Origin of the sequence: Faecalibacterium sp. An121 (genome assembly GCF_002160915.1) — a bacterium.
GTDB classification, from domain to species: Bacteria; Bacillota; Clostridia; order Oscillospirales; family Ruminococcaceae; genus Faecalibacterium; species Faecalibacterium avium.
In genome coordinates, this window is the sequence record NZ_NFLM01000007.1 from 92,300 (window position 1) to 109,047 (window position 16,748).

Genomic DNA, 16,748 nt, shown 5'->3' on the forward strand with positions numbered 1-16,748 from the left:
GTATAGGGGCGGCTCAGCCTTCATAGACCAGGGTGCCCACCGTCTCGCCCTGGACGGCCCGGGCGATGTTGTCGGGGTCTGCCAGGTCGAACACCAGGATGGGCAGCTTGTTGTCCCGGCAGAGGGTGGCTGCCGTGCCGTCCATGACGGCCAGCTGGTCTTCCAGCACCTTGCTGAAGGTGAGGGTGTCGTATTTCTTTGCATCCGGGTATTTGTGCGGGTCCTTGTCGTAGACGCCGTCCACCATGGTGGCCTTGAACATCACGTCGGCGGACACTTCCACCGCCCGCAGGGCCGTGGCCGTATCGGTGGAGAAGAAGGGGTTGCCGGTGCCGCCCCCAAAGACGGCTACCTTGCCCTCTTCCATGGCGGCCAGGGCAGCCTTGCGGTCAAACACAGGGGCCACCTTGGGCATCTCAATGGAGGTGAACACCTCGCTGGGCACACCCAGCTGGGCCAGCTTGTCCGACACGGCCAGGGCATTCATGACGGTGGCCAGCATACCGATCTTGTCGGCCAGGGTGCGCTCCATCCTGCCGCTGGTACGGCCGCGCCAGAAGTTGCCGCCGCCCACCACGATGCCGATCTGGACGCCCAGGTCATAGGCCTTTTTGACGCCGCCGCAGATCGAGTCCATGGCGGCCTCGTCAAAGCCGGAGCCTTTTTCGCCGCCCAAAGCCTCGCCGCTGATCTTTAAAAGGATACGGTTGTATTTCAGTCCCATTGCAATTCACTCCGCGCAGTTTAGATTCTCATTGTGCCTATTTTACAATAAAATGCCCGCAAAGTAAACAGGAAAACCGCTTTCCGGGCCAGAAAGCTTTCACAGAGGGCCCGCCGCCTCAAAAGGTCTTTCGCAGAGCCCGCAGGGCCTGTTTCTGCTCCGGGGTGATGCGGCGGCTCTCCAGGGCCTTCTGCACCGCCTTGGCCCGCACCCAGGGGTCCAGACGGGGCTGGGCCAGCCAGGGCCAGGCGGCCTGGGGCTGTTTGGCCAGGGCCGTAGCGAAAAACCAGGCCGCCATCATCCGCACATAGTATTCCTCCGACTGCACTTTTCCCGCCCAGTCCAGGTATTCGGGCCGGAACGCCTCGTCCAGATAGTAGCGCATCAGCATCCCCAGCCCATAGCGGACGGTGTAGGTCTGCTGCGAGCCGATCCACCGGCGCACCGGCTCCAGCAAAGCATCGGTGTGTTTTGCGAATACCTTGGGGCTGGTGGTGTCGCAGGTGGCCCAGTTGTCGATGTAGGGCAAAAAAGTTTCCACCCCCGCCAGGGCGGCGTCAAAATCCCGGATCCGCTCCAGCAAAAAGCCGTGCAGGTTGTTCTCCTCATAGTATGTGTGGGGCAGCGTCTCCAAAAAGACCGCCGCGTCCGCTGTGCCCGCCAGCTCCTTTGCACAGCGGCGCAGATCGGGCAGCCGCACCCCGATCACCTTCCCGGGCGGGACGGTGGGGAGCAGCTTTGCCTGAAAAGCCTGATAATCGGTATCCTGCATGGCGAACAGCCGTTCCCGGATCCTCTCGATGGCATCGGTCATCCTGTGCCCTCCTCTCTTTTCTCTATCTTACCGAAAAGGCCGCCCGCTGTAAAGTCCATGTTTTTTGATTTTGACTCTGGACTTTTGCTCCAAACCGTGGTATACTATCCTCCACAAGTGCGGGTATAGTACATCGGCTAGTATAACAGCCTTCCAAGCTGTGGAGGTCGGTTCGATTCCGATTACCCGCTCCAGAAAAGCGGCCCGGGGACTAACGTCTCCGGGCCGCTTTCGTTTGCCGTACCCCGCATCCCGCTTGCGCGGGGGCGGATTTCGTGCTATCATGGTCTGGAAATGGGAAGGGAGGTCCCGGCATGACATTTTCAGAGCTGATCCGGTCGGTGGCCGGATCGTTTGTTCCCCACAAGGCAGGGCAGCAGCCCCGGCAGGAGGCGCAGGCCCAGCAGCCTTCCCCCGCCCCCGAGGCGCTGGAGGCGGACGTCTACCGCCCCAATCCGGAGTGGACCCGGGTGAACGTCTCGGTGCAAAGCCGCCACAACGCATCCATCCTGGCGCCCAAATGTCTGGAGGAGGCCAAGCAAGCCGCCGACGTGCTGAACAAGACCACCGACCCCGACACCTTTTTCCGCAAATACGATTACCTTCTGGGCCGGTTCGTAATCCTGGCCGAGTGCACCAAATACACCCGCTTCGGGGGCGAACAGCCCACCGTCACCCTGGCCCGGCTCTACCGCCAGAGCTACCGCAACCACGTGGGCAAGGCCATGATCGACCGCTGCTTTGCCAGGGCCCAGGACAAGCTGGCCCTGCTGGCCAAGCCCAAGGACCGTCTGGCGGCGGCGGAAGCCTTCCAGAAAGCGTTCGAGCCCTGTCTCGGGTGCATGGGCGAGGAATTGTGCCGCTACCAGGCCGAAAAATACAGCCAGCTGACCCGGCTGGCCGCAGGAGAGGACCTTTCCGCCCCCGCAGCCTCCGACGACAGCCCCGCTTCCCTCTGAGAAAACACCCCCGGATCGTAACCGGGGGTGTTTTTCTGTCTTGCCGGTTCACAGCAGGGCCACGCGCAGCAGCCCCAGCGCCAGCAGGTGGAGCGGATAAAACCAGTAGAAAAACCACTGGGCGAACCGGCGCCCATGGGCGGCCCGCCGGCCGTTGTACAGATACAGAACCGCCACGCCCTGTCGGCCGTTACCAGCCCCGGGCGGCGGGGTCCAGCTGGCCGGCGGCTGTATACAGCAGGGCGTTGCAGATGGCGGCGGCCACGCTGCTGCCCCCCTTGCGGCCCATGGCGGCAATGGCAGGCACCCCCAGGCGCCCGCACACGGCCATCAGCCGCTCCTTGCTCTCCACCACGTTCACAAAGCCCACCGGCACCCCGATGACGAGGGCCGGACGGAACTGCCCTGCCTCCATGGCGTCGCACAGGGCAAAGAGGGCGGTGGGGGCGTTGCCCACCGCAAATACCGCGCCGGGATGCAGGGCGGCCGCATGGCCCATGGCAGCCACCGCACGGGTGGTGCCGGCCGCTTTGGCCGCAGCGGCCACGGCGGGGTCCGCCATATAGCAGAAGGCCGCGCCTTTGAGCTTGGCCAGGGCGGGCTTGCTGACCCCCGCCAGGGCCATATTGGTATCGGTGACGATGACGCCCCCCGCCCGGAGGGCCTGCACGCCCCGCTCTGCCGCCCCGGGGGTGAAGCGCAGCTGTTCCGCATAGTCAAAGTCGGCGGTGGCATGGATCACCCGGCGCACCACCGCCTGATTTTCAGGGGGAATGGCGATGCCCCGCTCCTCCAGCTCGGCGGCGATGATGGCTAGGCTGGTGCGCTCGATGTCCCCGGGCAGGCTGTGTTTGGTTCCGCTCAATATTCCACCCCCCTGCGTGCGGCGATGCCCCGGGCATAAGGATGCCTGTGGCAGCGCATCTCGGTGGAATAGTCGGCCAGCTCCTCCATCCACGGGGCGGGATGGCGGCCGGTCAGCACCACCTCCAGGCTCTGCGGACGGCTGCGCACCGCCTGTTCCAGCAGAGCGCGGTCCACCATGTCCAGCTCCCAGGCGGCACAGGCTTCGTCCAGCACCAACAGGTCGGCCGGGCGGGCCAGGGCCGCCTGCAGGTTCCGGGTCTGCAAGGCCCGGGTGGCCGCCTTTTCTTCCTCGTCCATCTGAAAGACGAACTTCTGCCCCGCCTTGCCCCGGTAGACCTCGGCGCCCAGCCGGCGCAGCAGGGGCACTTCGCCGGTGTCCGCCCCCTTCAAAAACTGCACGACGGTCACTTTGCAGCCGCTGCCCAGCGCCCGCAGGGCCAGGCCCATGGCGGCGGTGGTCTTGCCTTTGCCCTCGCCCCAGTACAGATGCACCAGGCCGAGGCCGTTTGTCTGTTCCATCATTGGTTCTGCCTTTCTGTCCGGCGCGCCGCTGCCGGCGGCCCGACGGTCCACAGCTTCTCACCGCAGTCCCTGCCTCCGGATGGGCTCCGGTTCAGCCCTCCATCATGCGGTAGACCGCATCCATATCCAACGCGCCGCGCACGGCGGCGGCCAGCTTGTCAAACTCCTGCTGCTGGAACGCCTCATGGCTGAGAGGGGCCGTCCCGGCAGGGTCCAGCCCCTTTTGGCGGCACAGTGCGTCCGCCAGACGGGCGGTGGCCTCCCCGGTGTCGAACAGGCCGTGCAGGTAGGTGCCAAAGACATTGCCCGCGGCACAGCCCTCGGCCCGTCCGTCCGACAGGCGGCAGAAGGCCGCGCCCTCCACCCGGGTGGCGCCCATATGGATCTCATAGCCGTCCAGCGCGGCCCCCGCAAAGGGTCCGGCCAGGGCCGTGCCCTGCACCCGGGTGCGGGTCTTTTGGGCGCAGAATACCGTCTCGGCGGGCAGAAGGCCCAGCCCCCGGCAGACTGCCCCCGGCTTTCCGCCCTCCACCCCGTCGGGGTCCGAGAGGGAACGCCCCAGCATCTGGTATCCCCCGCAGATGCCCAGCACCGGTACCCCGGCGGCGGCCAGCTTGAGGATGGCGGCTTCGAGGCCGCTCCCGCGCAGCCAGCGCAGGTCGTCCAGGGTGCTCTTGGTGCCGGGCAAAATCACCAGATCCGGCAGGCCCAAAGCCTCCGTCCGGTCCACATACCGCACTCCCACCAGCGGATGCTGCTCCAAAGGGGCAAAATCGGTGAAATTGGAGATACGGGGCAGACGTACCACCGCCGCATCGATGGGGCGGCAAGCTTCGGTCTGGTCCAGCCGGGGCGCCAGGGAATCCTCGTCGTCGATCTGCACCCGGACATAGGGCACCACCCCCAGCACCGGCACCCCGGTCTTTTCTTCCAGGGGGGCCAGGCCGGGACGCAGGATCGCAGGGTCGCCCCGGAATTTGTTGATCACCAGGCCCTTGATGCGGGCCCGCTCGTCGGGGTCCAGCAGGGCCACCGTGCCGTACAGCTGGGCAAACACCCCGCCCCGGTCGATATCCCCTGCCAGCAGCACCGGCGCATCCACCATCCGGGCCAGGCCCATGTTGACGATGTCATCCGCCTTGAGATTGATCTCAGCCGGGCTGCCCGCCCCCTCGATGACGATGATGTCGTATTCCGCCGCCAGGCTGTTGTAGGCCGCCAGAATCTCGGGCACCAGCTGTTTTTTGTACCGGAAATACTGGGCGGCGGGCATCTGCCCCCGCACCTCCCCATGGACGATCACCTGGCTGCCCACATCGCTGCACGGCTTGAGCAGGATGGGGTTCATCCGCACATCCGGCTCAGCCCCGGCGGCCTGGGCCTGTACCACCTGGGCCCGGCCCATCTCCAGGCCCTGCCGGGTGACATAGCTGTTCAGGGCCATATTCTGGCTCTTGAACGGGGCACAGCGCAGCCCGTCCTGCCTGAAAATGCGGCACAGGGCGGTGCACAGCAGGCTTTTGCCCGCCCCGGACATGGTGCCCTGCACCATGATGCAGCGCGCCCGCCTCATCCCAGCACCTCCTCCAGAGCCGCCAGCAGGCGGCTGTTTTCTTCTTCGGTGCGGACGGCGGTGCGGTACCAGTCATCGTCCAGCCCCGGGTAATTGCCGCAGCCGCGCAGCAGGATCCCCCGCTCCCGCAGAGGCCCGCAGAGTTCGGCCGGGCAGTGGAACAACAGGTAATTGGCCTCCCCCGGCACCACGCGGCAGCCCAGCCGCCGCAGCCCCCGGGCCAGCCAAGGCCGCTGCCGCCCGATCAGCGCCCGGACGGCGGCCACATAGTCCCGTTCGCCCAGGGCGGCCAGGCCCGCCGCCTGGGCCGGTGTCGAGACCGGCCAGGGCTGACCCGCCTGCCGCAGACGGTCCAGCAGCGCGCCGTCGGCGCACAGGGCATACCCCAGCCGCAGCCCCGCCATGCCGTACAGCTTGGTAAAAGCCTTGAGGATCAGCAGGCCGCCGGGGGCCAGAAGGCCCTTGAGGGTATGGGCCTCGGGCCGGTCCAGAAAGCCGCCGAAGCATTCATCCACCACCAGCAGGGCCCCTGCCGCCCGGCACCGGGCCAGGATCCGTTCCAGCAGAGGGCGGGGGGTGGTCAGGCCGGTGGGGTTATTGGGTTCGCAGAGGAACACCAGATCCACCCCGGGCCGGATGGCCTCCAGGAAACCTTCCCCCAGCCGGAAATCCTCCTCCTGCCGTAAAGAAAACCGCTCGGTCCGGCAGCCCACGGCCGCCAGGGCGCACTCGTATTCCGCAAAGGTGGGGGCAGTCACCAAAGCCCGGGCGGGGCGCAGGGCCAGGGCCGCCCGCCAGATCAGGTCCGCCGCACCGTTGCCGCACAGCACCCACTCCGGGGGCGTGCCCTCGGCCCCGGCGATGGCAGCGGACAGCTGCCGGCACAAGGGGTCGGGGTAGCGGTCGCACAGCCCTGCACATTCCGCCATCGCCCTCGCCGCAGCGGGAGCCAGGCCCAGCGGGCTGACGTTGGCCGAAAAATCCAGCAGCGGGGCCTCGGCCCCATACCGGGCGGCAAAACCCGCCCAGTCCCCGCCGTGGGTCAATGTGATCTCGCTCATAGCAGCTCCCATAAAAGCAAGCCCCCCATCCGGGCGGCCAGCCCCAGCCCCAGGGCCAGCAGGCCGGCCAGATACAGCATCCGGTCCGCCCGCAGGATGTCCCCGGGGGTCACCGGACGGTCCGGGTCCCCGATGGTAGGTTTGTCGTAATATTCTCCAAAATACCAGGCGGGCCCTGCCAGCTGCACCCCCAGCGCCCCGGCGCAGGCCGACTCAGTCTGGGCAGAGTTGGGGCTGGCATGGCAGCGGCGGTCCCGCCGCCAGATCCGCCAGGCGTTTTTCGCGTCAAAGCCCCCCAGAGCCGCCGCAGCGATCCACAGCAGGGCCGCCAGCCGGGCGGGGATGTAGTTGGCCGCATCGTCCAGCCGGGCGGCCGCCCGGCCAAAATGCAGATAGCGCTCGTTCTTGTAGCCCACCATGCTGTCCATGGTGTTGATCGCCTTATAGGCCAGACCCAGAGGCGCACCGCCGATCAGCAGATAGAACAAGGGGGCCGCCACCCCGTCCGAAAAGTTTTCGGCCACCGTCTCGACGGCAGCCTTGGCCACCCCTTCGGCCGAGAGCCGCTGGGTGTCCCGCCCCACGATCCGGCTGACCGCTCTGCGGGCGGCGGGCAGATCTTCCCTGGCCAGCTGGTCGTAGACCTTGCCGCTCTCGTCGGCCAGGCCCCGCAGGGCCAGCGCCTGCCAGCACCACACAAGCTGCACCCCAAAACCCAGGGCGGGATGCACCCGCCGGGCCACCGCGCATACCCCTGCCGCCAGCGCAAAGGTCCCCAGAGGCAGCACGGCCGCCAGGACCCGGCCTGCGGCCCGCTGCCCTGCGGGGCTGTCGGGAAAGAGACGGCGCAGCACCTTTTCCAGCCAGGTGATGGCCCTGCCCATCCAGACCACCGGGTGCGGCATCCAGGCCGGGTCTGCCAGCAGCAGGTCCAGCCCGAAGCCGCCCAGCACCGCCAGGGCGGTCAGCATCCGGCCTCCCCGGCGGCCCTGGTGTACCGGACCGTCCGCAGATAGCGCAGGGTATGTTCTTCCGCCCAGACGCCGGCGTCCCCTTCCAGCACAAAGCCTCCGGCATTGGGGCCGCACCACTCGTGGTAGCTCTTGCGGGGCAGGGCGTACCGCTCCATCACCGCCATCTGGGTGCCCCCATGGGCCATGATCACCAGCATCTCGTCCCCCCGGGCAAAGGCCTGGTCGGCCAGCCGGGCAAACACCTGGCAGCTGCGGCGGGAAAAATCCGCCTTGCGCTCCCCGTCGGGGCAGGGGCTCTCACAGTTGGAAGCCACCCATGCCAGGTAGTCGGGGTCGTTTTCCATCTCCACATAGTTGCGGCCCTCAAAGGTGCCGAAGTCCATCTCCCGCAAACCGGGCACGATGATCTGCTGCGCCTGAGGGAACAGCACCGCCGCCGTCTGGCGGGCCCGGGTCATGGGGCTGACATAGACCCGGGCGGGCCGGATGTCCGCCGGGCACAGAGCCGCCCGCCCTTTGGTGGAAAGCGGGATATCCCGCTGGCCCTGGTAGCGCTTCTCGGTATTATAGATCGTCTCTCCGTGGCGGAGAAGATAAATGGTCATCGTTCAAAGTTCCCCTTTCAATACAAGCGGCAGGCCGCAGAACACCCGCACCACGCAGCTGGCCCGGGCCGCCAGCAGGCAGCCCAGCCGCCCGGCCGCTTCCCGGTCCCGCCGCACCTGAGGGTCCGTGGGCACCACGCCCCCGCCCACCTCGGTGAGGATCACAACTTCCTTCCTGGCCAGCCGTTCGGCCAGGGCCTCCAGGTCATCGCAGCCGGCGGCCAGCTCCTGTGCGTCCCAGACGGCCCGGGCCGCCAGTTCTTCCCGCCCGCAGCCCAAAAGGCGGCAGGCGAAGTCCCGTTTCCCGCTCCACAGCGGGCCTGTGATCAAGATCATGCCAAATACCTCTCCAGCAGCTGGGCCGCCACCAGGGCCCCCAGCATCCACAGCTCACACCGCTGCAAAAACCATCCGGCCAGGTCCCCGGTGATCCCGCCAAAATCCCGGCGGGCCACCGCGGCATACCGCCACAGGGCCGCCAGGGCCGCCGCCAGCATGGCCCAGCCCGACACGCCCCCCAGCGGCACCAGCACCATCAGGGTAAGCAGGATCTCCCCGGTCAGGACCAGTCTGGCCCTGCGCCGGGGCGCCGCCTGGGCAAAGGTGTGGGCCAGGCCGGTGTGTTTGGCCAGGGGCAGGGCGGCCACCGCCCAGCCCGAAAGGGCCCGCTCCAGCACAAAGGCCAGCTGCATACAGCCCACCGCCTCGGTGGTCAGGGGCAGAGCGGCGCACAGGGCCAGGTCGGCCACAAACCAGCTGCACAGCCGGATCACCGCAAAGGCCCCGCAGTGGGGGTCCTTGAGGATGGCCAGACGCTTGTCCCGGTCGCCGTAGCTGGCCAGGGCGTCGCAGGTGTCGGCGTAGCCGTCCAGATGGATGCCGCCGGTCAGCCACACCGGCAGCAGGCAGAAGCCTGCCGCCCGCAGCAGCACCGGCAGATCCAGGGCCGCGGCCGCCCAGCCCCAGACTCCGAACGCCAGGGCGCACACCACCCCCACCAGAGGAAAAGCGCAGAGGGCATAGCGCATATTCCGCTCGTTCCACTGGGGCTGCGGCACCGGGATGGCCGAAAACATCCCAAAGGCCACCGCCGCCGTCTCCCCTGCCGTGCGCAGCCGGGGCGCCCAGCGTCCCGCCAGCCCTTTCAGACGGCCGGCCAGGGCGGACAGCTTTGGCGGCGGCGCAGGCTGGGATTCCTGCTGCGGCTCCTGCCAGCCCTCCAGCGGGGTGTCAAGGTCTTGTCTGCGGTTCCATTTCATCGTTCCTTCCCCCTTTTTTTGTAAAAGACCGGCAGCCCAAAGGCCACCTCGCACACCTGGTCGGCCCGGGCGGCCAGAGCCAGATGGGCCCGGGCCAGCAGTTCCAGGTACGCCTCGGTGCCCGGGGCATAGTCCCGCCCGCCGGCAAAGATCTCGTTGGAGACCACCACCAGCGCGCGGCACTGCGCCCGCAGGCTGTCGATGCCGTCCAGGATGGCGTCCAGGGCGCCCTCCGGTCCGGCGCCTCCGGGGCTGTACCATTCGTTGGCGGCCAGGTTGCCCAGATCCTCCAGCAGCACCGCCCCCCGCCGGGGCAGACGCAGGCCCGCCAGGTCCACCGGACGCTCCACCGTCACAAAGCCCTTGCCGGCCCGCTGGGCCCTGTGCCGGGCGATCCGCGCGCCGCACTCCGCATCCATGGGCTGCATGGTGGCCAGGTAGTAACAGGGCCGGATCCCCAACCCCCGGACCAAATCCTCGGCCCAGGCGCTCTTGCCCGAGCCCGCCCCGCCGATCACCAGGGTGAACATCTCACAGACCCCCTTCCTGGGGCTGATACGCTTTCACCCCGCAGGTCTCAAAGCTGTAGCTCTCGGCGTAGACGGCCCGGGCCATATCCCACAGCGGGATGCAGGCCACCGCGCCGGTGCCCTCCCCCAGCCGCAGCCCCGCCGTCAGCAGCGGGGTCTTGCCCAGCGCCTGCAGCACCGCGCGGGCCGCCGGCTCGGCCGACACATGGCTGGCAAACACCGCTTTGGCCGCTCCGGGGCACAGGCGCACGGCGCACAGCGCCGCCACTGTGCTGATGAGGCCGTCGGCCAGCACCGGCACTCCGCAGGCTGCACCGCCCAAAAAGGCTCCGCACATCCCCGCGATGTCAAAGCCGCCCACCTTGGCCAGCACGTCCAGAGGGTCGGCGGGGTCAGGGCGGTTGACTTCCAGAGCGCGGGTCACCGCGGCCACCTTCCGGGCCAGGCCCGCATCGGACAGCCCCGCCCCCCGGCCGGTGAAATCCCGGGCCGGACGGCCCAGCAGGGCGCAGGCCACCGCCGCCGATGTGGTGGTATTGCCGATCCCCATTTCCCCGGTGGCCAGCAGCCGGACTCCTGCGGCGGCCTGCCCGGCCGCCAGCTCCGCCCCTGTCAGGATCGCCTGACGCACCTGCGCGGCGGTCATGGCGGGGCCCCGGGTGATGTCGCCGGTGCCGTTGCCCACCCGGCGGCTGAGCACCCCCGGCGCGCCGGCAAAATCCAAAATGCCCATGTCCACCGGCACCACCTCGCAGCGGGCTGCGGCGGCCATCCGGCAGACAGGGCTCTGCCCTGCGCCCAGGCCCCGGGCTACAGCGGCGGTGGCTTCGGGACCGGTCTGGGTGACCCCCTGGGCCACCACCCCGTTGTCGGCGCAGAACACCAGCACCGCGCGCCGGCTGAAATCCAGCCGGGGGCTGCCGGTGAGGGCGGCGGCGTCCTCCAGCATGGTCTCCAGCAGGCCCAGGCTGCCCAGCGGATGGGCCAGGCTCTGCCAGCGGCTGTGCGCCTGCGCCCGGGCCGTATCGTCTGCGGGGGCGCCGGCTGCCCGGCAGAGCTGTTCGATGGTATCAAAACGCTTCATAGCGCGGTTCCTTTCTGTATGCGGCCGCAGCGGCTGCAAACCGCCCGGCCAGTGCGGGACTGCCCGCAAAATAGAGATGGGGAAAAGCCGCATAAAGGCTCGCGGAGGCAAAGCCGCAGTCCCAGCTGCGCCCATCCGGCTTATGGGCCGCAAAGGCATCGCCGCAGGCGGTGCTGTCCCAATGGTGGAACTCATGCACCGGCACCTGCTCCCCTTGGCGGAACAGCAGGCTGTCCTGCCGTGCGGTGAGGGTGGCGTAGCCGAACCGCACCAGCCCCTCTGCCCGGCGGCCCTGTCCCGGCAGTACCCCCGCCATGGGCCAGCTCCGGCCCGCCTCATCCGCCAGGGACTGCCCCAGATAGAGGAAGCCCCCACATTCGGCCACGGTGGGCATACCGCCCTCCACGGCCCGGGCTATCGCCTGCCGCATGGCGGCATTCCGGCCCAGCTCCTGTGCGTGCAGCTCAGGGTAGCCCCCCGGCAGGTACAGCCCCGAGGCTCCGGCCGGCAGGGCCGTATCCCGCAGCGGGCTGAAAAAGGCGCAGCGCGCCCCCGCCTGCTCCAGGGCGTCGAGGGTCTCGGGATAGCAAAAGCAGAAGGCTTCATCCCTGGCCACCGCCACCACCGCCCGCCGCGGGACGGCAGGATCTGTCGGGGCCTCGGGCGCCGGACGGCGGCACAGCTCCAGCAGCCTGTCCAGATCTGTGTTGGCTTCCAGGGCCTGGGCCAAAACCTCCAGCCGGCCGTCCAGGCCGGCGATCTCCCCTGCCGTGTACAGGCCCAGATGGCGGCTGGGCAGCTGCGCGGCCTCCAGCCGGGGCAGGCAGCCCACCACCGGCAGGCCGGTCTCCCGCTCCAGGACGGGGGCCAGGCGGCCGGCATAGGACGCCGAACACCCGTTGAGCAGGATGGCCGCCAGATGGCTGCGGGTGCGAAACTGGCGCAGGCCCCGGATCTGGGCCGCCAGGGTCAGGCTGGACCCGCCGGGGCGCACCACCAGCAGCACCGGCAGATCCAGCGTGTCGGCCACCTGCCAGGCGCTGGCGGCATCGGTCAGGCCCGCCCCGTCGTAATAGCCCATGGCAGCCTCCACCACGGCGGCTCCATGTCCGGCCAGATGCCCGGCATACAGCTGCCGCAGCCGGGCGGGCGCGGTCAAAAACAGGTCCAGGTTGCAGCTGGGCACCCCCAGCGCCGCCCTGTGGAACATGGGGTCGATGTAGTCGGGCCCGCACTTGAAGGCGCAGGGGTCCAGACCCCGCTTTTTAAGGGCGGCCAGCAGGGCGCAGACCGTCACCGTCTTGCCGCTGCCTGAGGCCGGGGCCGCCGCCATCAGCTGAAAACATTCCATGGTTTCTCCTTTATTTCCCTGCGGTGATGAGGAACACCGGGTTTTCCCCCCGCAGCAGGTGCAGCCGCCCCGTACCGGGGGCATGGGCTGCGGCGATCTGGGTCACATGGGCCTGCAGTCCCCGGCTGGTGAGGGCCGCTGTGGCGGCGGCCAGGGTCTCCAGGGCGATGGCCGAGATGCACAGCCGGACCGCAGGGTTTGCCGCGAGGGCCCTGTCCAGGATGGGCGCAAGACGGCCCCGGCTGCCCCCCACAAAGACCAGGTCCGGGGCGGGCAGCTGTTCCAGCGCTTCGGGGGCCGTGCCCTCCACCACCCGGACGTTCCAGGCTCCATGGCGCCGGCAGTTGTCCCGGATGAGGGCGCAGGCCTCGGGCAGGCACTCCACCGCATACACCGGCGCGCCTCCATTGGCAAAGGCCAGTTCGATGCTGACGCTGCCCGTGCCCGCCCCCACATCCCATGCCGTATCCCCGGGCGTCACCGCCAGGCCGGCCAGGATCTGGGCCCGGACGGCCTGCTTGGTCATGGGGATGCCGTCGGCCCGGGCAAAGGCTTTGTCCGGCCAGCCGGGCGCACGCCGGGGAGCCCGGGGGGCAGATTCGGCCAGCAGCACGGCCAGCGGGCCGAAGGCGGTTTCCGCCAGCTGCCCCGCCGTGCCCTGGGTGATTTTTTCGCCGGGACAGGCCAGGTTTTCCCCCACCGTCACCGGCAGGGAGGCCAGGCCGGCAGCTGCCAGCCGGGCGCACAGGGCCCGGGAGCTTCCCTCCCCTGTGCCGGTGAGGAACAGCACCGGGCGTCCCCCGCACACCGCCTGCACCGGGTCACACGGGACCCCATGGGCAGACACCAGCCGCCAATCCTGCCAGGGCCGGCCCAGGCGGGCGGCCAGCAGCTGCACGCTGGAAAGTCCCGGCAGCACCCGGAACGGGATCCCCTGCCGGCGCAGCAGCTCCACCAGGCCGTCCGCCCCCGAATAAAAGCCGGTGTCCCCGCTGTACAGGGCGGCCACCGGGCCTTCCGCTCCCTGCAGGGCGGCCAGCACATCGGCGCAGCGGACAGCGGGCACCCGGTCCGCCGTCACAGCGGGGGGCAAAGCGTCCAGCAGGCGGCGTGCTCCCGCCACCCGCCGGGCCGCCCGCAGGGCCTCATATCCCTCTTGCGTGAGGGTGGCGGCCGAGGCCCCCATGCCGATCAACGTCACTTCTGTCATGGAGCCATCACCTCCCGGCAGCGGGTCAGCACCGCCTGATAAGACGCGCCGGCCTCCCGGGGGCGGCGGATCACCACCAGACGGGCCCCGGCAGCCCGGGCCGCATCGGCCTTCTCCGCAAAGCCGCCGGGGGCTCCGCCGTCCTTGGTGACCAGCCAGCGGATGCCGTACTGTTCCAGCATGGCCCGGTTGAGGGCGGCGCTGAAAGGCCCCTGCATGGCGATGATGTGCCCCGCAGGGATGCCCGCGGCGGCGCAGGCGTCCAGGGATGCATGGGTGGGCAGCACCCGGGCATACAGCCGCTCGCCCCCCAGCGGGGCAAAAGCGGCCAGTTCCTTGGCGCCGGTGGCCACCAGCACCGGGCCCTGGGTCTGCTCCAGCAGCCGGACCGCCCCGGAGGCATCGGGCGCGTCAAGCGCGTCCGGCGGCAGAGGGCTGGCCGGGCGCAGCAGCCGCAGGTATTCCACCCCGGCGCCGGCACAGGCCGCCCGGATGTTGGCGCTGGCCTCCACCGCATAGGGGTGGGTGGCGTCCACACACAGGGCCGCCCCTGTCAGAACTTCTTCCATCCGGGGCCGGTCCAGCCGGCCGGTGCAGACGGTCAGCCCCTCTGTCCGGCCCTGCTGGGCGCTGCCATAAGGGGTGGCCACCCAGACCGTGGCCCGGATGCCCTCGGCCGCCAGGGCGCAGGACAGTTCCCTGCCCTCGGTGGTGCCCCCAAAGATCACCAGCTTTTTCATGCCTGATACCCCCTGGGGGTGACGAGCCTGTCCCCGGCCAGCCGGGTGGTGGAATTGCCGATGAAGACGGTGGTGAACATATCCACCGGTTCCTCCTGCAGCTGGGCCAGCGTGAGGATGCGGTGGGTCTGGCCGCCGCGGCCGATGTTGCGCACCCAGCCGCAGAGGGTGCCGGGCGCAAGGCCCGCCTCCTGCAAAATGGCGCAGGCCCGGCGCAAATGGTCTTTACGGCGGCGGGAGGCCGGATTGTACAGGCACAGCACAAAATCCCCGGCCGCCGCGGCCCGCAGCCGCTTTTCGATCACCGGCCAGGGGGTCAGCAGGTCGGACAGGGACAGGATGCAGAAATCATGGCCCAGAGGCGCGCCCAGCACGGCGGCCCCCGCCAGGGCGGCGGTGACCCCGGGCACCACCTCCACTTCCACCTCGGGGTAGCGGGGGGCAAGCTCCAGCAGCGGGGAGGCCATGCCGTATACCCCCGCATCTCCGCTGCACACCAGGGCGGCAGTACAGCCCCCGGCAGCCTTTTCCAGGGCCAGGGTGCACCGCTCCAGCTCCTGGGTCATGGGGGTGGACAGCAGTTCCTTGCCCGCCGCCAGAGGGGCGATCAGATCCAGGTACACCCCGTAGCCGCAGATCACATCGGCTTGTTCCAGAGCGGCCCGGGCGGCCTGGGTCATGCCATAGACCCCGCCGGGCCCCAGACCCACCACATACACTTTGTTCATTCGGTCCACTTCCAATCCGGCCCAAAGGCCCTTGCGGCCACAGCCAGCGTGACGCCCGCCCCGGCCTGTTTTGGGACAAGCAGGTCCCCGCCCTGTGCGCCCAGCACGGCGGCCCGCTCGCATACGTTATCCACCCCCACCGTTTGGGCTACAAAAGCCGAGGGGGTAAAGCTGCCCGGCGCGTCCCGCAGCTGGGCGGCGGTATAGGTGGCCAGGGGCCAGCCATGGCTGCGGCAGAATTCCAACAGCCCCGGCTCATCGGCCTTGCGGTCGATGCTGCACACCACGCACACGCTTTTGGGGCACAGGCCCTGGCCGGCCGCAAGGGCCTGCCAGGCCGCCTCGATGGTCCGGGCCGGGGTGCCGCGGCGGCAGCCCACCCCCAGCGCCAGCACACGGGGGACCAGCCACAGGGGGCTGCCCGGGTCCGTGAGGGTCAGGGCCGCATCGCAGTCCTCTTTCCGGCCGGTAAGACAAACTTCCGGCGGGGGCTGGCCCCGGATGGGCCAGTCGCTGTAAAGGCGGATGCCCTGCCCGTCCAGCAGCCGGGCCGACACGGCCTTGATCTTGTGGGGATCCGCCACGGCACAGCCCTGGGCCCTGGCCCAGTCGTCGATGGGGAACCGTCCCGCCGCATCGGTGGCGGTGGTGAGCACAGGGACGGCCCCGCAGGCCGCGGCGATGGCCCGGGCCAGAGCGTTGGCCCCGCCCAGGTGTCCCGCCACCAGAGGCACTGCAAAATGCCCCTGCTCGTCCACAGCCACCACGGCAGGGTCCGTCTCCTTGCTGCGCAGATGGGGCGCCACCGCCCGCACCGCGATGCCGCAGGCCCCCACATATACAAGCCCCGTCCCCTGGGTAAAGTGGTCTGCCGTCCACCCGGCCAGGGTGACGGGGCCGCCGCAGCGCTCCGCCCGGCCTCCCAAAGCCGACGCCAGTTTTTGGGCCAGTGCCAGGCCCCGGCTGCTGAAGGCCAGGTAGTACAGTTTCACGCTTTGCCCTCCCGGAAGCCGGTGGTGAAGGCAGGGTCATACAGCTTGCTGCGCTGGTAGCCCCCCTGGGCCAGAAAATCCCCCACCAGCACCAGGGCGGTGCTGCGCACCCCCGCTTCGGCGGCGGTCCGGGCCAGGGTGCCCAGGGTGCACCGCAGCAGCTTCTGCTGAGGCCAGCTGGCCTTGTAGACGATGGCAGCAGGGGTGTCGGGGGTGTATGCGCCCTGCAGCAGCCGGGCCTGCACCTCATCCAGCAGCCCCGCCGAGAGGAACAGCACCATGGAGCATCCATGGGACGCCAATGCGGTCAGGTCCTCCCCCGCGGGCACGGGGGTGCGGCCCGCCATCCGGGTGATGATCAGGCTCTGGCTGACCCCCGGCAGGGTGTACTCGGCCCCCAGAGCCGCCGCTGCGGCGCAGAAACTGGACACTCCCGGGGTATCGTCCCAGGGGATGCCCAGGGCGTCCAGCGCATCCATCTGCTCTTGGATGGCCCCATAGAGGCAGGGATCGCCGGTGTGCAGGCGGACGGTGTCCACCCCGGCGGCCTCGGCGTCCCGGATGGCCTGCAGCACCTGCTCCAGGGTCATCTCGGCGCTGTTGTAGACCGTGCAGCCCGCCGGAGCATAGGCCAGCAGGGCCGGGTTTACCAGGCTGCCCGCATAGATGACGCAGCCCGCCCGGGCCAGCAGCCGCATCCCACGCACGGTCAGCAGGTCGGCGGCGCCGGGGCCTGCACCCACAAAATGTACCAT

General features: G+C 69.3%; 20 protein-coding genes and 1 tRNA gene. 2 read left to right on the forward strand and 19 right to left on the reverse strand.

The features are described from left to right. Positions 1-13: 13 nt before the first annotated feature. Together pyrH and B5E66_RS05695 are read right to left on the reverse strand one after the other, a co-directional pair. Positions 14-724, reverse strand: a complete 711-nt coding sequence (gene pyrH, locus B5E66_RS05690) for a UMP kinase (protein WP_087229866.1) — start codon at positions 722-724, stop codon at positions 14-16. A gap of 118 nt (positions 725-842) precedes the next feature. After that, complete coding sequence (locus B5E66_RS05695; protein WP_087229869.1) at positions 843-1,538, reverse strand: DNA alkylation repair protein; 696 nt, start codon at positions 1,536-1,538, stop codon at positions 843-845. A gap of 119 nt (positions 1,539-1,657) precedes the next feature. On the opposite strand from B5E66_RS05695, the gene B5E66_RS05700 reads away from it, so the two are divergent. Both B5E66_RS05700 and B5E66_RS05705 read left to right on the forward strand, forming a co-directional pair. Then, positions 1,658-1,732, forward strand: a tRNA-Gly gene (locus tag B5E66_RS05700). 120 nt (positions 1,733-1,852) lie between these two features. Then, positions 1,853-2,497, forward strand: a complete 645-nt coding sequence (locus tag B5E66_RS05705; protein ID WP_087229872.1) for a hypothetical protein — start codon at positions 1,853-1,855, stop codon at positions 2,495-2,497. A gap of 48 nt (positions 2,498-2,545) precedes the next feature. Here B5E66_RS05705 and B5E66_RS13360 read toward each other — a convergent pair whose 3' ends face one another. From B5E66_RS13360 to cobM, 17 genes are all read right to left on the reverse strand, one after another. Continuing rightward, positions 2,546-2,674: a TraX family protein gene (locus B5E66_RS13360; protein WP_242958106.1), complete on the reverse strand. Its 129-nt coding sequence runs from the start codon at positions 2,672-2,674 to the stop codon at positions 2,546-2,548. 13 nt (positions 2,675-2,687) lie between these two features. Beyond that, positions 2,688-3,362: a precorrin-8X methylmutase gene (locus B5E66_RS05710; RefSeq protein WP_087229875.1), complete on the reverse strand. Its 675-nt coding sequence runs from the start codon at positions 3,360-3,362 to the stop codon at positions 2,688-2,690. After that, positions 3,359-3,886 (reverse strand): cob(I)yrinic acid a,c-diamide adenosyltransferase, encoded by a 528-nt coding sequence (locus tag B5E66_RS05715; RefSeq protein WP_242955927.1) that lies wholly within the window; start codon positions 3,884-3,886, stop codon positions 3,359-3,361. The genes B5E66_RS05710 and B5E66_RS05715 overlap by 4 nt, the downstream gene beginning before the upstream one ends. A 91-nt stretch (positions 3,887-3,977) precedes the next feature. After that, positions 3,978-5,459 (reverse strand): cobyric acid synthase, encoded by a 1,482-nt coding sequence (locus B5E66_RS05720; protein ID WP_087229880.1) that lies wholly within the window; start codon positions 5,457-5,459, stop codon positions 3,978-3,980. Further along, positions 5,456-6,520 (reverse strand): pyridoxal phosphate-dependent aminotransferase, encoded by a 1,065-nt coding sequence (locus B5E66_RS05725; protein ID WP_087229882.1) that lies wholly within the window; start codon positions 6,518-6,520, stop codon positions 5,456-5,458. The genes B5E66_RS05720 and B5E66_RS05725 overlap by 4 nt, the downstream gene beginning before the upstream one ends. Continuing rightward, a complete protein-coding gene (gene cbiB / locus B5E66_RS05730) occupies positions 6,517-7,491 on the reverse strand; it encodes an adenosylcobinamide-phosphate synthase CbiB (RefSeq protein WP_164474863.1) in 975 nt (324 codons plus the stop codon). Before cbiB ends, B5E66_RS05725 begins: the two co-directional genes overlap by 4 nt. After that, entirely contained in the window at positions 7,485-8,099 is a 615-nt protein-coding gene (locus tag B5E66_RS05735; protein WP_087229885.1) for a histidine phosphatase family protein, read from the reverse strand. Before B5E66_RS05735 ends, cbiB begins: the two co-directional genes overlap by 7 nt. Before the next feature lie 3 nt (positions 8,100-8,102). Continuing rightward, on the reverse strand, positions 8,103-8,435 hold the full coding sequence (locus B5E66_RS05740; RefSeq protein WP_087229888.1) for a bifunctional adenosylcobinamide kinase/adenosylcobinamide-phosphate guanylyltransferase: 333 nt from the start codon (positions 8,433-8,435) through the stop codon (positions 8,103-8,105). Continuing rightward, positions 8,432-9,358, reverse strand: coding sequence for an adenosylcobinamide-GDP ribazoletransferase (locus B5E66_RS05745; protein ID WP_342394996.1), 927 nt, complete (start codon positions 9,356-9,358; stop codon positions 8,432-8,434). The genes B5E66_RS05740 and B5E66_RS05745 overlap by 4 nt, the downstream gene beginning before the upstream one ends. Next, entirely contained in the window at positions 9,355-9,888 is a 534-nt protein-coding gene (locus B5E66_RS05750) for a bifunctional adenosylcobinamide kinase/adenosylcobinamide-phosphate guanylyltransferase (protein WP_087229891.1), read from the reverse strand. Before B5E66_RS05750 ends, B5E66_RS05745 begins: the two co-directional genes overlap by 4 nt. Position 9,889: 1 nt before the next feature. After that, positions 9,890-10,972 carry a nicotinate-nucleotide--dimethylbenzimidazole phosphoribosyltransferase gene (gene cobT / locus B5E66_RS05755; RefSeq protein WP_087229894.1) on the reverse strand — a complete coding sequence of 361 codons (1,083 nt, stop codon included), beginning with the start codon at positions 10,970-10,972 and terminating at the stop codon, positions 9,890-9,892. Continuing rightward, on the reverse strand, positions 10,959-12,323 hold the full coding sequence (locus B5E66_RS05760) for a cobyrinate a,c-diamide synthase (protein ID WP_242958107.1): 1,365 nt from the start codon (positions 12,321-12,323) through the stop codon (positions 10,959-10,961). The genes cobT and B5E66_RS05760 overlap by 14 nt, the downstream gene beginning before the upstream one ends. Positions 12,324-12,333: 10 nt before the next feature. Then, positions 12,334-13,533 carry a precorrin-6y C5,15-methyltransferase (decarboxylating) subunit CbiE gene (gene cbiE / locus B5E66_RS05765; protein ID WP_087229897.1) on the reverse strand — a complete coding sequence of 400 codons (1,200 nt, stop codon included), beginning with the start codon at positions 13,531-13,533 and terminating at the stop codon, positions 12,334-12,336. Further along, positions 13,530-14,273, reverse strand: a complete 744-nt coding sequence (cobK, locus tag B5E66_RS05770) for a precorrin-6A reductase (protein ID WP_087229900.1) — start codon at positions 14,271-14,273, stop codon at positions 13,530-13,532. Before cobK ends, cbiE begins: the two co-directional genes overlap by 4 nt. Further along, on the reverse strand, positions 14,270-15,001 hold the full coding sequence (gene cobJ, locus B5E66_RS05775) for a precorrin-3B C(17)-methyltransferase (RefSeq protein WP_087229903.1): 732 nt from the start codon (positions 14,999-15,001) through the stop codon (positions 14,270-14,272). Before cobJ ends, cobK begins: the two co-directional genes overlap by 4 nt. Next, a complete protein-coding gene (locus B5E66_RS05780; RefSeq protein ID WP_087229906.1) occupies positions 14,998-15,993 on the reverse strand; it encodes a cobalt-precorrin 5A hydrolase in 996 nt (331 codons plus the stop codon). The genes cobJ and B5E66_RS05780 overlap by 4 nt, the downstream gene beginning before the upstream one ends. Then, positions 15,990-16,748 (reverse strand): precorrin-4 C(11)-methyltransferase, encoded by a 759-nt coding sequence (cobM, locus tag B5E66_RS05785; RefSeq protein WP_087229909.1) that lies wholly within the window; start codon positions 16,746-16,748, stop codon positions 15,990-15,992. The genes B5E66_RS05780 and cobM overlap by 4 nt, the downstream gene beginning before the upstream one ends.

What these genes read in the sequence shown, in the direction of transcription:
- pyrH (WP_087229866.1), bottom strand. Translation starts at nt 724, where the DNA reads ATGGGACTGAAATACAACCGTATCCTTTTAAAGATCAGCGGCGAGGCT.
- B5E66_RS05695 (WP_087229869.1), bottom strand. Translation starts at nt 1,538, where the DNA reads ATGACCGATGCCATCGAGAGGATCCGGGAACGGCTGTTCGCCATGCAG.
- B5E66_RS05705 (WP_087229872.1), top strand. Translation starts at nt 1,853, where the DNA reads ATGACATTTTCAGAGCTGATCCGGTCGGTGGCCGGATCGTTTGTTCCC.
- B5E66_RS05715 (WP_242955927.1), bottom strand. Translation starts at nt 3,886, where the DNA reads ATGATGGAACAGACAAACGGCCTCGGCCTGGTGCATCTGTACTGGGGC.
- B5E66_RS05720 (WP_087229880.1), bottom strand. Translation starts at nt 5,459, where the DNA reads ATGAGGCGGGCGCGCTGCATCATGGTGCAGGGCACCATGTCCGGGGCG.
- B5E66_RS05725 (WP_087229882.1), bottom strand. Translation starts at nt 6,520, where the DNA reads ATGAGCGAGATCACATTGACCCACGGCGGGGACTGGGCGGGTTTTGCC.
- cbiB (WP_164474863.1), bottom strand. Translation starts at nt 7,491, where the DNA reads ATGCTGACCGCCCTGGCGGTGCTGGGCGGCTTCGGGCTGGACCTGCTG.
- B5E66_RS05735 (WP_087229885.1), bottom strand. Translation starts at nt 8,099, where the DNA reads ATGACCATTTATCTTCTCCGCCACGGAGAGACGATCTATAATACCGAG.
- B5E66_RS05740 (WP_087229888.1), bottom strand. Translation starts at nt 8,435, where the DNA reads ATGATCTTGATCACAGGCCCGCTGTGGAGCGGGAAACGGGACTTCGCC.
- B5E66_RS05745 (WP_342394996.1), bottom strand. Translation starts at nt 9,358, where the DNA reads ATGAAATGGAACCGCAGACAAGACCTTGACACCCCGCTGGAGGGCTGG.
- B5E66_RS05750 (WP_087229891.1), bottom strand. Translation starts at nt 9,888, where the DNA reads ATGTTCACCCTGGTGATCGGCGGGGCGGGCTCGGGCAAGAGCGCCTGG.
- cobT (WP_087229894.1), bottom strand. Translation starts at nt 10,972, where the DNA reads ATGAAGCGTTTTGATACCATCGAACAGCTCTGCCGGGCAGCCGGCGCC.
- B5E66_RS05760 (WP_242958107.1), bottom strand. Translation starts at nt 12,323, where the DNA reads ATGGAATGTTTTCAGCTGATGGCGGCGGCCCCGGCCTCAGGCAGCGGC.
- cbiE (WP_087229897.1), bottom strand. Translation starts at nt 13,533, where the DNA reads ATGACAGAAGTGACGTTGATCGGCATGGGGGCCTCGGCCGCCACCCTC.
- cobK (WP_087229900.1), bottom strand. Translation starts at nt 14,273, where the DNA reads ATGAAAAAGCTGGTGATCTTTGGGGGCACCACCGAGGGCAGGGAACTG.
- cobJ (WP_087229903.1), bottom strand. Translation starts at nt 15,001, where the DNA reads ATGAACAAAGTGTATGTGGTGGGTCTGGGGCCCGGCGGGGTCTATGGC.
- cobM (WP_087229909.1), bottom strand. Translation starts at nt 16,748, where the DNA reads ATGGTACATTTTGTGGGTGCAGGCCCCGGCGCCGCCGACCTGCTGACC.